The 15,197-nt window shown below is 27.9% G+C and carries 11 protein-coding genes; 3 read left to right on the forward strand and 8 right to left on the reverse strand.

The window, feature by feature from the left end:
• Positions 1-10 precede the first annotated feature (10 nt).
• From ACPKM0_RS03325 to ACPKM0_RS03335, 3 genes are all read left to right on the forward strand, one after another.
• Positions 11-1,462, forward strand: a complete 1,452-nt coding sequence (locus tag ACPKM0_RS03325; protein WP_472473386.1) for an ABC transporter substrate-binding protein — start codon at positions 11-13, stop codon at positions 1,460-1,462.
• A 116-nt stretch (positions 1,463-1,578) separates the two neighbouring features.
• Entirely contained in the window at positions 1,579-2,817 is a 1,239-nt protein-coding gene (locus ACPKM0_RS03330) for an ROK family protein (protein ID WP_472473387.1), read from the forward strand.
• A gap of 1 nt (position 2,818) precedes the next feature.
• Positions 2,819-3,856 carry a Gfo/Idh/MocA family protein gene (locus ACPKM0_RS03335; protein WP_472473388.1) on the forward strand — a complete coding sequence of 346 codons (1,038 nt, stop codon included), beginning with the start codon at positions 2,819-2,821 and terminating at the stop codon, positions 3,854-3,856.
• Positions 3,857-3,937: 81 nt separating this feature from the next.
• On the opposite strand, the gene ACPKM0_RS03340 is transcribed toward ACPKM0_RS03335, so the two are convergent.
• The 8 genes from ACPKM0_RS03340 to ACPKM0_RS03375 all read right to left on the reverse strand — a co-directional run bounded on the left by ACPKM0_RS03340 (position 3,938) and on the right by ACPKM0_RS03375 (position 14,939).
• Positions 3,938-5,134, reverse strand: coding sequence for an ROK family protein (locus ACPKM0_RS03340; protein WP_472473389.1), 1,197 nt, complete (start codon positions 5,132-5,134; stop codon positions 3,938-3,940).
• A gap of 245 nt (positions 5,135-5,379) precedes the next feature.
• The gene (locus tag ACPKM0_RS03345; RefSeq protein ID WP_472473390.1) at positions 5,380-6,387 is read right to left on the reverse strand and encodes an alcohol dehydrogenase catalytic domain-containing protein; all 1,008 of its coding nucleotides are present in this window, start codon (positions 6,385-6,387) and stop codon (positions 5,380-5,382) included.
• Positions 6,388-6,534: 147 nt separating this feature from the next.
• Positions 6,535-7,986, reverse strand: coding sequence for a sulfatase family protein (locus ACPKM0_RS03350; protein ID WP_472473391.1), 1,452 nt, complete (start codon positions 7,984-7,986; stop codon positions 6,535-6,537).
• 26 nt (positions 7,987-8,012) lie between these two features.
• A complete protein-coding gene (locus ACPKM0_RS03355; protein ID WP_472473392.1) occupies positions 8,013-9,473 on the reverse strand; it encodes a tripartite tricarboxylate transporter permease in 1,461 nt (486 codons plus the stop codon).
• 9 nt (positions 9,474-9,482) lie between these two features.
• Positions 9,483-9,974: a tripartite tricarboxylate transporter TctB family protein gene (locus ACPKM0_RS03360; RefSeq protein WP_472473393.1), complete on the reverse strand. Its 492-nt coding sequence runs from the start codon at positions 9,972-9,974 to the stop codon at positions 9,483-9,485.
• Between the two features lie 29 nt (positions 9,975-10,003).
• Positions 10,004-11,038: a tripartite tricarboxylate transporter substrate binding protein gene (locus tag ACPKM0_RS03365; RefSeq protein WP_472473394.1), complete on the reverse strand. Its 1,035-nt coding sequence runs from the start codon at positions 11,036-11,038 to the stop codon at positions 10,004-10,006.
• A 485-nt stretch (positions 11,039-11,523) separates the two neighbouring features.
• Complete coding sequence (locus ACPKM0_RS03370; protein WP_472473395.1) at positions 11,524-12,642, reverse strand: GGDEF domain-containing protein; 1,119 nt, start codon at positions 12,640-12,642, stop codon at positions 11,524-11,526.
• Positions 12,643-13,193: 551 nt separating this feature from the next.
• A complete protein-coding gene (locus ACPKM0_RS03375; protein ID WP_472473396.1) occupies positions 13,194-14,939 on the reverse strand; it encodes a bifunctional metallophosphatase/5'-nucleotidase in 1,746 nt (581 codons plus the stop codon).
• Positions 14,940-15,197 lie beyond the last annotated feature (258 nt).

Here is a 15,197-nt window from a genome sequence, read left to right on the forward strand (position 1 = left end):
AGGAATAAAAATGAAAAAAAGTATTTTAGCTATTATGGTATTTTTATTAAGTACTACTATGCTATTTGCAAGTGGAGCTCAAGAAAAGGAAGAAAACGCTACAACTGATGATGGTACTATTATTTTAAGAGCTATTGACTGGAGTGATTCAAAAACAACAGAAAGAGCTGCTTTTAATAAAAAATTTGAAGAAGAACATCCTGGTGTAAAAGTTGAATATACTTGTTTAACAATTGATCAATTTAAAAATACAATTGTAACAATGTTGAAAGGTGATGATGCACCGGATTTATTTCCTGTTCCTAATAATATGAATTTACCAACATGTGTAGATCAAGGTTGGTTCCAACCAATTACACAATATGTAGATGATGAATTCTTATCAACATTGAAACAATCACAATTAGTAAATGGTATATCCTATTATAATGGTGAATTATATTCTTTCCCTGAAACTGATTCAATTATTAACTCAGTATTCTTTGTTAATATGGATTTACTAGAACAGGCTGGCGTAAAACAATTACCTAAAACTTATTCAGAATTTATAGATGCTTGTCAAAAAGTTGTTGATTCAACTAATGGTGAAGCTTATGGTTTAATCGAAGGTGGAAAGCAATTTAATAGAAACCAAGTAATGGCAACAGCTTTATGTAGTATGGCTGGTGGTAAAATTGGTGATGGTGGTAAACAAATTGTTACAGTTGATGGCAAATCAACATTTAATAGTGCAGAGATGAAAGGTGCACTAGATTTCTTAAACACATTAGCTGCTAAAGGTTTAATATATCCAGATACTCCAAACATTAATGCTCCAACTGCTCGTGATTTATTTGCACAAGGTAATGCAGCTTTTTTAATGCAAGGAAATTGGTGTGTAGCTCCATGGTTAGCTTCATATCCTGAATTTACTAATTACACTACAGTAGCACCTCCTGTTCCAGATAATCAAAGTGAAAAATATGGTTGTCCATCAACTATGCCACAATCTTGGTTAGGTGTTTATAAAAATTCTAAACATCCTGAATTAGCTGCTGAATATTATATGGCATTATATGAAGATAAATATGGTTATCAAGAAGCTTTAGTTAGTGGTGGTGGAGCAATTTCATTAGTACCAACTATTAATGAAAAATATATGAGCAACCAACATTTAATTGATTTCTATAATACTGCTCAAGATTGTTCAAGAGTAATTCCTGTTGCAACTGTTAGAGATATGGATGCTTATAAAGTATATTCTTCTGTACATGAAGTTTCTCCAACTTTAGGAGCAATTGTACAAGGTATCTTTGCACAAAGTTTACCAACTTATAATGAAGAGTTAGATAAATTAGCTAATGCTCAAACTAAAGAATGGAATAGAGCTGCTAATGCTGCAGGTGTTGATTTGTCATTATTTGAATTTCCTAATTGGGATTTAACTAAAGACTATATGGCAAATGACTATGCTCAATTATAGTTAGTAAAATTATTACTACGTTGTAGAAATTATATTACAACGTAGTATAATTTATTGTTTACCTTATTGTTATAATAGAATAAAATAATAAAATAATGTAAGGAGAATTATTCATTATGAAGCAAGCTGGTTATAATTTATCAAAAGCAAAAACTAAAAATGTTGCTCTTGTTAAAAATACTATTTATAGAAAAAAAAGTATTTCAAGACATGATATTGCAGAGATATTAAAATTAACTCCAGCTACGATTACTATGATTACAAATGTCTTAATTGAAAGTGGTGATATTTGTGAGAAAAGTATTGATTCTTCATTAGTTAAACAAAGGGCTGGAAGAAAGCCTGTTCTCTTAGAATATGTAAAAAATAGTTCATATTTTATAGGAATAGAGAATGGTCCATATGGAATTTGCTTTGTATTAACTAACCTTTTAGGTGAAATAATAATAAAGAGATATAATCCTTCGATTAAATTAATATTAACAAATCAAGAAGAATTAAATGATCTTTTAAAAATAATTAATGAAACAATAAATGAAATGTGTAAAAGCACAAAAATAAGTAAAAGTTTAATAAAAGGGATTGGTTTTGGAACATTAGGTGAAGTTGTTAAAGATACAGGTATTGTTCACTTTAGTAATTCATCATATCTTTATTCAAAACAAAATATATATAATGCAATAACTGAAGCAACAAATATTAGAACATATGCTATAAATAATGTTAAAGCGAGAGCTATCGCAGTAGAAATGAACAAGATTGAGTTTAGTAATTTTTCTTTTTTATATTTGTTTGCAAGTAAAGGTGTTGTGTGCCCTTATGTTTATAGTAGTTTTGTAAATAGCCATACATTAATAACTGATGGTGAAATAGGGGATATGACGGTTCAAGCTGATTTAAATAACTTATATAATGAAAAAGGAACTCTAAAATCATTAGCAAATGAGAATGCTTTATTGTCAAACTGCAAAAAATTACTCAAAGAAAATAAAGCTTCTATACTTAAAGATATCTTAAAAGATAGATCTATGGATAGCATGACTAAAGAAGATTTATTATTAGCAGATATTAATGGTGACAAAGATGTTCAAAAAGTAATTTATGAGGCAATACAATATCTAGCAATTGCGGGGTCTAATCTCGTAAATATGTTAAATCCCAATGAACTATATGTAGATAATTTTATGTTTGATAATATGGTTAATAGAGAAAATTTTAAAGAAATTTTAAACAAGAAAATTTATAGTAGTAATTATAACAATACACAAATAAAATTTATAAAATATGATTTATATAATGGAGCTATTTCTGCCGCTTTCAGCGCTATTAAATATTTTTATATCCAGGGAGAATAAATTGAATAATAAATTCAAAGTAGCTGTGTTAGGTTGTGGAAGAATAGCTGATATGTATAAGAAAGTATTCTTAAATATGAGTGATTCATTAAAAATTTGTTATGCTATTGATAAGGATATTGATAGAGCAAAAGAGTTTGCTTCAAATTTTCAAGGTTGTAAAGCTATAACATCTTATAAAGAAATTAAACATGGTGATGTTGATTCAGTACATGTTTTAACTCCTCATTATTTACATAAAGAACATTGTTTATATTTTATGAATGAATCAATTAATGTCTTGAGTGAAAAGCCTATTGCAACTACTTTAGATGATGCTCTTGAGCTTGTAAATATGAGTAAAAAGACTAATGTCAAATATGGTGTGATTTTCCAAAATAGATATTCTGAAGGAATACAAAAATTAATTGAGTTAAAAAATAGTGGAAAACTTGGTAAAATATTAGGCGTTTGGTCTCATTTAGCATGGCACCGCCCTCCAAGTTATTATCAATGTGATTGGAAAGGTTCTTGGGAAAAAGAAGGTGGCGGAGTTGTTATAGATCAAGCTATTCATTCAATTGATTTAGTAAGATATGTATTAAATGAAGATGTAAAAACTATTGATGGTCATATTAGTCAAAGAAAGTTAACTTCTATTGAAGTAGAAGATGAAGCCGATGCCTTAATAACTTTTAATTCTGATACTTCATATTCTTTCTTTGCATGCAATTATCATGTATGTAATTCTCCAATTAGAATTGAATTCGCTTTTGAAAATGGTGTTGCAACTTTTGTAGGCACTGAAATGACAATTAAAATTAATGGAGAAGAACCTATCGTAGTCAATAGTTGTTATGGAATTAATGTAGAAGGTAAAGGTTATTGGGGAAATTATCATGAAACTCAAGTAAAAGAATATTATGATTGTTTGAAAAATGATAAAGAAGTACCATTTAAAGCAGAAGATGCTACAAAAACTTTAGAAATAGTTTTAGGAATTTATAAATCTTCAAGAGAGAATAGAAAATTAGAAAGATCTGATTTTGCAGTTGTATAAATTATTAAAAAATAAAGAAAAAAAGAGCTAATTAATTTAAGGTGTAAATAGATATTTTAATACATTCTATTTAACACCTTTTTATTTATTTTTGTATGTCACGTTATATAAATAATCTTTTAAAATAAGGAATGCTGCACCTTGAACGAAGCCCTCTGTATCAAGTGGTTCATAATGAACATTTAAAGGCATATTTTTTAGAATTTGATTCTCAATTTCTTCTTTCAAATATTTTTCTAATATTGTTCCATCCTCTCCAAAGTGTCCACTTATAATAATATTTGGAATGTCTAATACTATGATTGCCATAGAAATACAATAACCTAAATATTTAGCAGCTTTTTTTACAATATCAATTGCAATTTCATTATTATTAGCAGCTAAAGAAAATAAATCAGCTAAGCCTTCTCGTAATACTTTATCATTTATTATTTCGCTTGAATTGTTTTCTTTTAATATTAATTGTCTGTATTGATTATATAAATATACTTCATTAACTACTGTTTCCATACATCCATAATTACCACAACGGCATTGAGTGCCATTTTCAACTACTTGTATATGACTGATTTCACCAGATAATCCTTGAACACCATTATATAAATTCCCATCTGTAATAATCCCAGTTCCAATACCTTTTCTTATTTGTAAGAAAAATAAGTCATTATATTTAAACTGTTCATTAACATATTGTTCAAATAATGCATAAACTCTTGAATTGGTTTCGATTCTAACTTCAGTATTAAAAGCCTTCATAAGATATTTTCTTTGAATTTTAGAAATATTTATATGTCCTGGATAGAAGATAGAAGGGAAAGATAGTCCAGATTTTCCTATTCCTATACCCTTTATCAAATCTAAATCTATATTATTAATTTTAATAAAATCATGAATAGATTTTTCTAAGAATTTACAACTTTCATCTATTTCAACAGTTTTTGGAGTTTTATATTTTTTTTCAAATAATATATCCCCATGTAAATTAACTAATACTATTCTTGTTGTTAGTAATTCATTATCTATTCCAATAGCTAAAGGGTAATTTTCACTTAAAGTATAAGAGATAGCACTTTTTCCAACCTTTGAATATTCACTATCACTTACTCCCCAAATTTGTACTATTTTATCATCTAATAATTGGTTAATAATTTTAACAACAGTAGCCCAACCCATATTACCTAAAGAAGCTAATTCTTTTTTTGTTAATTTATTATGTTTTCTTAAAAGGGTTATAACTAATCTTTTATTGTCAGTTAGATTTTCAATTGTTTTTGTCATTTAAGTTAACCACCAAAATAATATAGAGTTTTAAATATTTATTGTTTATAATAAATCAAAATACTGTAATATGCAAATATTACAGTATTATAACTTATAAAGAATAAAGAAATTAAATCTTTGTGATAATAATTTTAAGAATTAATATATATATTGGTATATATATATGTGTAATTCTATATGTTATAACAAATAATTTTATGTTCTGAAATCTATTTTAATAGATTCCAAGAACATAAAAAAAACTATGTTGTTGTATCAATTATTATTTTTCCATCAACTTTACCTGAATGAATTTCTTTAAGGCTATCTTCTAATTGAGAAATAGGTCTTACAGAATCAATTACAAGATCTGAGTTGAATGATGAACTAGATAAAACGGCAAGGGCTTTTTGCATACTACTTTTGTTTAGAGCAAAAGAAGAAATGAATTTTGCATCTATTTTATATAAGTCAAAAGGACTGATTTCAATTTTTGCATCACTTGCACAAACCCCAAAGTTTAATAATTGTCCACCAAAAGCTAGATAATTAATATCTTGTTGTACACTTTTTGCAGAACCCGTACAATCAATGATAATATCAAATTTATCATCAATGTTATCTTTTTCTTGAGGATTATAAGTTACATCAGCCCCAAGTCGTTTTGCTTTTGCTAATTTATTATTATTAAAATCAGATACTGCTAAAGTTTTAAACATGTGTCCTTTCATTAATTGTAAGAACATTAATCCAATTGATCCAACTCCTACAATTAAGACTTTCATATTACTATTTATATCTAATTTTTCTTTTGCATAAATGATATCTGCTAAAGGTTCAGTTAATGTTAATCTATTAACATCAAAATCTTTGTCTGCTTTTAATGCACTTGTTTGTGGTACAATAATATATTGTGAGTATCCACCTGGACCTTTAAGCCCAATTGTTGTTTTATTTTCACAGTTATTGCTTCTGTCCATTAAACATTCTTGACAGCTGTTACAGGTGAAAAAAGGATTTACAACAACTAAATCACCAACTTTGTATGATGAATTTTTTGATTGAACTTTCTCAACATATCCACAAACTTCATGTCCAATATGGAATGGGAAAACCTTACCAAAGATAGTTTCTCCATAATAGCTGTGTACATCTGTCCCACAGATACCACATCTAACAGTTTTGATTAAAAGTTCACCTTCTTCAAGTTCTCTGATATCTTTATCATATACATGTAAATCTAAGCCATTTCTTAATTCTACGACACGCATAGGTGCTCCTTATATTTAAATATTAATTTATCGTGCTACGATACAACATGGTTGTTTCCAACCATGCTATAAAGTTTTGTATTCTGTTTATATAAAAAATATATATTTTAAATGATTAAAGTTTATAATAATCATTTAACCGCTTTATTAAAATGCACCTTCTCTGATTGGAAGAGGGTCAACTGTCCAAGACATTTTATTACATAATCTAACTAGCATATCAGTCTTTTGAACTGTATATTCTGGGTTATCAAATAAATTATGAGTTTCACTTGGATCATTTATTAGATCATATAGTTCACCTTCACTAGTACCATGATATAAAATGATTTTAAACTTTTCATTTCTTACCATTGTTCCGTAACATTCTCTAGGTGATATTCTGTTTTCTTTAAGTGAATTGTAATATTCACAATAAACATCTTCACTTTCTATTGTTTTTTCATTAATTAATTGATCCCAAATAGAAGTTGTTTGCATTCCTTTTTCTATAGGTAGATTAGCTGCTTCTAATAGAGTTGGAGCTATATGCATTAATTCTAATACTGCTTTAACTTTTCTAGGTTTTAATTTTGCAGGATAATGAATTATTAATGGAATATGAACAGCAGAGTCATACATGTTAATTGCTTTATAATAAAGTCCATGATCTCCTAACATTTCACCATGGTCAGAATTAAAGATAATTATAGTATTATCGTATTGGCCAATTTCTTTCAAATATTCAACCATTTTTCCAACTTGAGAATCTATTAAGTCACACATAGCCCAGTACGCAGCCTTAACATATCTATGATCGCTATCACTCATCTTAGCTGGTAATAATGTTTTAATATTTTCAGGATTTACATTTAAGCAACTTTGGTGCAATAACTTTTGATATTCTGGCTTATTAGCTAATTCCCCTTCTTCGTAATTAGGTAAAGGTATATCATTTAGATTTTTAGTATATCTTTCTAAATAATCTTGAGGAGGGTCAAAAGGGTTGTGTGGATCAAATATGTTTATTGAGAACATCCATGGGCTATCAAAATTTTTAGCACTATCTACAAAACTTTTTGCTCTTTCAACACACCAAGTTGTTTGGTGATATTCTTCTGGCATTCCTTTTTCAATCCATTTGCAAAAATCATATTCTTCTTTTTTATATTCAACGCCAATATCATTTAACCATCTTTGATATGCATTTGATGCATGCTTATAAGCATGGCCATGTGACCACTCAAAAACATCATAACCATCGTCTATTCTAACTTCTCCTTGTGGGAAGAAGTCAGGATTCGCAGGGTTAATATGATATTTTCCTGATAGTCCACAAACATAGCCATTTTCATGAAGTGTTTTAGAAATTACTTTTTCACTTGTGAAAATTCTTTGGCCATTTTCTCTACATCCTGTAGTTCTAGGATATCTTCCAGTTAAGAAACTTGAACGACTTGGAGAACAAACCGGGCTTTGACAAAAAGCATTTTCAAATAAAACACCTTCTTTTGCTAATTTATCTAAATTAGGTGTGTGAGTATGTTTATTACCATAACATCCTAGTGTGTCAAATCTCTGTTGATCTGTACAAATCCATAATATATTAGGTTTTTTCATTTTATATATTTCCTTAGTAATTATTATTACCTATTTTTTATCTTTTTAAAAATTGAGTTAAATATTGATAAACTTGCTACAATTATAAAGAAAAGAGAAATTGGTCTTGTAAAGAAAATTGCAGGATTATCATTACTCATTATCATTGATCTTTGTAAGTTAGTTTCCGTTAGCTTTCCAAGTACTATTGCAATAGTCATGGGGGCAAGAGGGAAATCAAATCTTTTCATTATGTAGCCGAATAGCCCAAAGAATAACATTATATATACATCAAAGATTGAATTAGACATAGCAAAAGCACCAACTGTACATAAAACCATTACTCCAGCTATTAAAATTACAAATGATATTTTAGTAACATTTGAAAATAGCTTTGTAAGGTAAGAGCCTTGTGTAAACATGAAGATATTAATTATAAATAATCCAAGCATTATGCTATATACCCAAAACTTATCACCAACAAATAATTCAGGACCAGGTATAATTCCTTTAACTGTTAATGCCCCCATTAATACAGCAGTACTAATGTCTCCTGGGATTCCTAAAGTTAATAATGGAATCAGTGTTGATCCAGAGACAGCATTATTTGATGATTCTGGTGCGATAATACCTTCAATACAACCTGTACCAAATTTTTCAGGATGTTTTGATGATCTTCTTGCTTCGTTATAACTGAAGAAAGCAGCTATAGCTCCACCGGTTCCTGGAACAGCTCCAATAATTGTTCCAAATATTGAAGATTTTAATAATATTGCTCTATGTTTAAGTATATCAGTTACTTTAATAGAAGCTTTTGTTAATTCAACTTTTTCTTGCTTTGTATCTATACCTAAACGAGTTTTTTCAATCATTTCGCTTAATGCAAAAATACCAAGCATTACAACGATTGCACTTATTCCATTTAATAAATTTATGTTTCCAAACATAAATCTAGGAACACCTGCATTAGCATCTATACCAACTGTTGAGAATAATAGTCCAAATCCAGCTGAGATTAATCCTTTTAATAGATTATCTTCAGATAAGCTAATTACAATTGTTAATCCAAATAAACATAGTGCAAAATATTCAGGAGGTCCAAATTTTAATGCAAATGAAGCTAATGATGGTGCTACAAATAATAGCGCAAAACAGCTAAATAGACCTCCGAATGTTGAAGCGACTAATGCACTTTTTAGTGCATCACCAGCTCTACCTTTTTTTGCTAAAGTATAACCATCTAATATAGTTGCAGCTGCTGCAGGAGTACCTGGTGTATTAATAACAATTGCTGTTATTGAGCCACCAAAAACTCCTCCACAATATGCACCTAGTAAAAGATACATTCCAGGGATGGTTTCCATTCCAAAAGTGAAAGGTAACAAAACTGTAATAGCAAATACGCTTGTTAAACCTGGAAGTGCACCTACCATAATTCCTATAAATACACCTAAATTCATTATAAGAAGGTTGGATAATTTAAATATTTCTAAAACTACTGCTAACATTATAAGCTCCTATCTGATTAATGGTATATTTAGTAAAAATTGGAATATTAAAAATATCAAAATATTAAAAGTGTATATACTTATATAGTGATACTTGTTTCTGCTACCTAATGAGAACAATACTAGTGGTGGAATTATTAGTGACGATATAACAAAACCAAATTTATCGAATAAAATTCCATATACTAAAAATAATACAAATACTAATAATGCCTTAAGTTCAGCTTTCATATTCATTTTTTCACCAATAGATTCATTTTCTTTTGGTTCTTTCTCTAATTTTAAATATTTGAAAAAGTAACTAATTGAATGAATCAAAGCTGAAAAACCAATCAAACCAGTTGCTAAATAAGGGAAAGATCTAGTATTTAAACTACTACTTTCACTACCAGCATTGCTAAGAGCTATTTGGTTAGGAATTAAAATTAATGCAACGAATAAACTAATAGCAACAATAGTAAGTCCCACTGCTATTTCTTTGCATATTTTCTTTTTTTCCATAATAAATTATCCTTTATATAATATAGTTTTTATTTGCCTAAATTAAATTTATCCATATTTCTTGTAATAATTTCATATGAATTATATATTAACTCAGTAACTTCTTCTTCTGTATAATTTGGCATTTCGCTATTAGTACCAATTACATTTGTTAAATATTCTTTATAAGCATCTGATTGTTGAGCTTCGTCAATTTTTTCTTTGATATAATCAACAATTGCATCTGGAGTGTCTTTTTTAACAGCAATAGCAGTATAACCCATTAAATCTTCCATATTTTCTAGACCTAATTCTTTTGCACTTGGTACTTCAGGAACTGTATCTAATCTCTTATCAGATGCTACCATTAATCCTGTGAATTGGTTGTTTAAAATACGAGGAACTGCAACACTTGCATCAATAATATAGAAATCTATTTGACCACCAAGAAGAGCAGCAAAACCTTCTGCACTACCTGAGAAAGGTAAGAACTTAGGTTCAATATTTTGTTGTGATGTTACTTCTAGCATTACAATTCTACCAAAACCTGTTGAATTTGCAGCACTATATGATACTGTTTCACCATTTTCTAATGCATTAGTTATATCTTCCCATGTTTTATATTTTGAATCTGCACTACTGATAATGATTTGTGGTTCAGGAGGGTTGTTTACAGCTAGATATCTAAAATCATCAACAGAATATGTTAAGTCTACCATATTAGGTTGAATAATATAGCCTGCAAATCCAGCAGCTGTTATAGTGTAACCATCTGCTTCATTTAATACAACTTCAGTTAGACCAATTGATTGACCAGCACCAGCTCTGTTCACTACAGCAACAGGTTTTCCAAAATCAACTATATCAGCTAAAGATCTCATTGCAATATCAACTAATCCACCAGCTGGAGCTGGGATTAAAAATTCTATGCTTTTCTTTGGATAACCATCTAATCCTGACGATTCTTCTGTTTGTTTCTGATTGGAATCAGCTGCTGCTGTATTAGTAGTTTCTGTTTTATTACAACTAGCTAATAATAATAATAAAGATAATAAGATAGTAATTAATTTAATATTTTTTTTCATAAAATACCCCTTTGTTTTTCTCTGAATTTCTATTTTTTTTAGAAAATAATTAGAAAGTGTTTTTATGTGCGCACCATAAAAACTTAATTTATCATACAACGATAAATTAGATATGTCAAATTTTTTATTTCACTTTTTTTATGTCGCAAATATTATTTCATACTAAGGTAATAGGGTATAAAATTATTAGTATATAATTATATACTATATAAAGAATTAAAATATTTATATATTGAATAATGTTGTTGATTAAAAAAGTTTTTATCGGACATTATTCAGAAATAAATACTTTTTTATCTATTAAAATGTACTAAAATAGTGGAAGATTTAGATGTTATTTAACTTACGAAGAATGAACATAAAATACTAAAAAATTAGTTTATTCTGTTTGTTTTATTAATCTCTAAAAATCCCAACATAAGAATTTAAATACGCATACTTTATTATGGTTTTTATTAAGAAATAATTATAATTTATAGAATTTATTAAAGATTATTTAATCTTTCTAGCATATCAATTGAAACTTTATGAATGCAGTTTTTGCCATTAGCTTTTGATTCAAACATTGCTATATCAGAAAAATTTATTACTCTAGTGAGATCATAATTTTCAAAATCATCTGTGTCTAAATATTCAATACTCGCACTTAATGTAGTTTCTATATTTTTATAGGAAATTGGTTTTTTAATTATTTTAAGTAAATCGTTTCCTAAATTATTTGATATACTTGGAGAAATAATTAAAAACTCGTCTCCTCCCATTCTATAAATATTAGTTTCAGGTGCAACTTCACTTAATCTATTTGCAATTGTTTTTAAAACTTTATCACCAATAGAATGTCCGTAATTATCATTTATATATTTAAATTTATCCAAAACAATATAATAGATTATTTTACCTTTTAATTTATCATTTATTTGATAATCTTCAAAAAGAGCATTTCTATTTAGTAATTTTGTCAAATTATCAGTTCTAGTTTGCTTTTCAAGTTCAATGTTCTTTTTAATTTCAATATCAACAATATTTTGAGAAAAACGATTAACAATTAAATCATATATTCCTATAACAGTTAGTAGTCCTAATAAACCATCTAATAAGATAATAAAAGCATCATAACTATAATCCATATAATCTGTTGATGACTCTTTTCTAATAAATACATTTAAAAGTCGAATCATGCAATAGAAAAAATATAATATATTTATTGGGAGCATGAGTGATCTTTTTGAAGAGTCTTTTGTTTCTTTTAATATGCAAATGATAATTAGCAAACGAATTAAGACTGAAGAATTTACAGACACTAAAATTCTTGCGGTAACATTTATTTCGATATAAGTAAAGTAGATAAAAGCTAAAGTGTATAATATTAATCCTATTATCCCATATCTAATTTTAATTTTCATATAATAAAATTTAGTTATTCCATAAAGAAGTAATATTTCTGCATAAATTAATAAACTATTAGCTAATATTATCGATATTAAAGATGGAAGAACTGATCTTAATATCATTAAGATACCACCTATATTAAATAGTAGGTAATATAATATAAATTCATCATCATCATTTAATGTGCTTTTATATCTTTTTCTAATAAAAAGCATTACACATAACCCTAAAAAATAAGATAACAATTATACTTAGAAAGAGCCAGCCATATCGAATTTAAACATACACACCTCTAATTTTTTTTACTATCTAATTTAAAATATTCCCTATTTAAATTAAAAATTATCTAGAAAAATAGTTATAATAATCGTTTTGAATATTTATTAGTATTTTAGAATTATTTTTCGTGGTGGCAAAGATTTACTTGATTTTTTAAATCTGAAAAAATTATTATGGTTATACTACTAATAGACAATATAGCCATCTATATGGAGTATTTACTTCATATTCTAGATATAATTATAGCTGTTAGTTATTAATATGATGATACTTTAGCTTGGAAAAAGAAACAAAATAGTGGACCGTTTTTGAATTGAAGTTTGGGGTATTATTCAGTTAAAGATTTCTTTATTTTTTCAATTGTTATAAGAACTCAAAAATTAAATCGAATAAGAGAATCCTATTAATTAAATTTATATTAAAGAGAAAAACAACCTCACTTTTAAAGAAAGGCGAGGTTGTTTTCTGTTTGTAGAAATATAATTTTTTATAAATCTGCTTCAGTTAGACTCTTATAATAAGGAGTTTCAATAGTGCCATTATTAACTAGTTCACAAGCTTTATTACGTAAGGTTTCATCCCAACTGTAACCAGTTAATTTCCAGTTGTTATCAACTTCAGGAGTTATTGTACCTTCTTCTTCTAAGTAGTTAACAATCATATCTCGAATAGAGTTTGAGCTTTCCCAATTTCTCTTACCTGAGATAATCTTAGCAGCTTTTAAACCAGAATATCTATAATTATTAACACCTAAGATTAGTTTTTGCTCAGGATCTAAAGGTTGATTTTTAAATGTTACATTTTCAATTCTGCTTCCAATTGGTTTAGAAACATTTACTTCATAATTTACACCAGCAAACATATCATAAAGGTATCCTGGATATTCTTCATTAAAGGAAATATTTAAATCACCTTCATTAAATGTATTTAAGCCTCTAACAGCCCATTCCATATATTCTTTTAATTCAGCGCCAGTAATTTCTACAGTATATAATGTGTTATCATATTTATAGATATCAAAAATATTTCCATAGTTTAAATCCCCTTTTGGTAAATCACTAGTATCTTTAAATAAAGCAGCAGTTACTACATCTGCATCGCTATTCATTAATTGAACTTTGTTAATTAAATCTATTACAGCAGTATCTCTTAGTTTACCTTCAGGAATGCCCATCATTTCATTTTCAGGTTGGAAAGTAGCACTTGCAACACCTAAAGCAACACTTTGTACTTCGCCATTTTCATCTTTAACTCCGCCTTTAATGAAATCACGAGTTGCTTGATGAGCTTCACTAACGATAGAAAGTTCTCTTATTTCATTAGAAGGTTCATAATCTGCCATATCAACTATTTGAGTTTCAACACCAGTTACTTCATTATATTCGTTAATAGAGATGTCAAATCTAGCGATTGATGAAGCATTCTTTTTACACTCAAGAATTTTTACACCATTAACTTCGTTTTGAACATTGCTATGGAAATGGCCTAACATTAGCATATCTAATTCAGGACATTCTTCTGCAATTTTAAGTCCTGCATCGCTTTCGTAATCTTGGTCAAATTCTGCTGTTTCACCTAAGTGAGCAACACAAATTAATACATCACATTGATCTTTAATTTCATCTACAACAGCTCTACAAGTTTCAGCTCCACCTTTAAATTTTAGTGCAGAAACTTTTTCTCCATCCCATGTTGGTACATTTGGATTAGTAATACCAATAATACCAATTTTAGTTCCATTTCTTTCAATAATGGTGTATGAATTAGCTAATGGTGTATTATCAACATAACTAACATTAGCTGCTAAAATAGGAAAGTTAGCTTGTGCAATTATTCTATTTACCATATCAATCCCAAAATTGAATTCATGGTTTCCTAATGTCATTGAATCATATCTCATATAATTCATTGCTTGTATAATAGGATGTGGTCCATCTACTTTGTTGTAGATATCATCAGTTAGAATGTTACCTTGGATTGTATCTCCATTATCAACTAAGATAACATTTGTTGGGTTTTCTTCTCTTACTTTTTTAACATAAGTATAAGCTCTTGCCATACCTGTGTTTTTAGTTTCTTTGTCGTTTTCATAGGAAAATCCCCAAACATCAGAGTGAATATCTGTTGTTGCTAAAACTGTTACAGTTTTAGATTCTGGCATCTCTTGGTAACCTTGAGCAAATAGAGAGGTAGTACTTGCTAAAAGAACCATCAATAATGCAATCTTTTTCATAAATTTATCCTCCAGGAATTATATAACTGCTGAGTATATCAAAATTTAGTATTTTTTTATACTAGTTTTTGAGATTTTTAATATTTTATTTTTAATATTATTTATTAGTAGCAAATAACATTTATTATAGTTTTCTTACATTTAATTTAGTAATTATCCTAAGTAATAAAAATTTCATTTTTTGTTTTAAGTTAAAAATATTAATAATTGCAATTATTTAAATTGAAGTCAGATAAGATAACGTGTTTGATAGTGTTA

It is taken from the genome of Pleomorphochaeta sp., assembly GCF_050031695.1.
GTDB lineage: Bacteria > Spirochaetota > Spirochaetia > Sphaerochaetales > Sphaerochaetaceae > Pleomorphochaeta.

Excerpts from the sequence above, each read along its gene's own strand:
- ACPKM0_RS03325 (WP_472473386.1), top strand. The coding sequence starts at position 11 with ATGAAAAAAAGTATTTTAGCTATTATGGTATTTTTATTAAGTACTACT.
- ACPKM0_RS03330 (WP_472473387.1), top strand. The coding sequence starts at position 1,579 with ATGAAGCAAGCTGGTTATAATTTATCAAAAGCAAAAACTAAAAATGTT.
- ACPKM0_RS03340 (WP_472473389.1), bottom strand. The coding sequence starts at position 5,134 with ATGACAAAAACAATTGAAAATCTAACTGACAATAAAAGATTAGTTATA.
- ACPKM0_RS03345 (WP_472473390.1), bottom strand. The coding sequence starts at position 6,387 with ATGCGTGTCGTAGAATTAAGAAATGGCTTAGATTTACATGTATATGAT.
- ACPKM0_RS03350 (WP_472473391.1), bottom strand. The coding sequence starts at position 7,986 with ATGAAAAAACCTAATATATTATGGATTTGTACAGATCAACAGAGATTT.
- ACPKM0_RS03355 (WP_472473392.1), bottom strand. The coding sequence starts at position 9,473 with ATGTTAGCAGTAGTTTTAGAAATATTTAAATTATCCAACCTTCTTATA.
- ACPKM0_RS03360 (WP_472473393.1), bottom strand. The coding sequence starts at position 9,974 with ATGGAAAAAAAGAAAATATGCAAAGAAATAGCAGTGGGACTTACTATT.
- ACPKM0_RS03365 (WP_472473394.1), bottom strand. The coding sequence starts at position 11,038 with ATGAAAAAAAATATTAAATTAATTACTATCTTATTATCTTTATTATTA.
- ACPKM0_RS03370 (WP_472473395.1), bottom strand. The coding sequence starts at position 12,642 with ATGCTTTTTATTAGAAAAAGATATAAAAGCACATTAAATGATGATGAT.
- ACPKM0_RS03375 (WP_472473396.1), bottom strand. The coding sequence starts at position 14,939 with ATGAAAAAGATTGCATTATTGATGGTTCTTTTAGCAAGTACTACCTCT.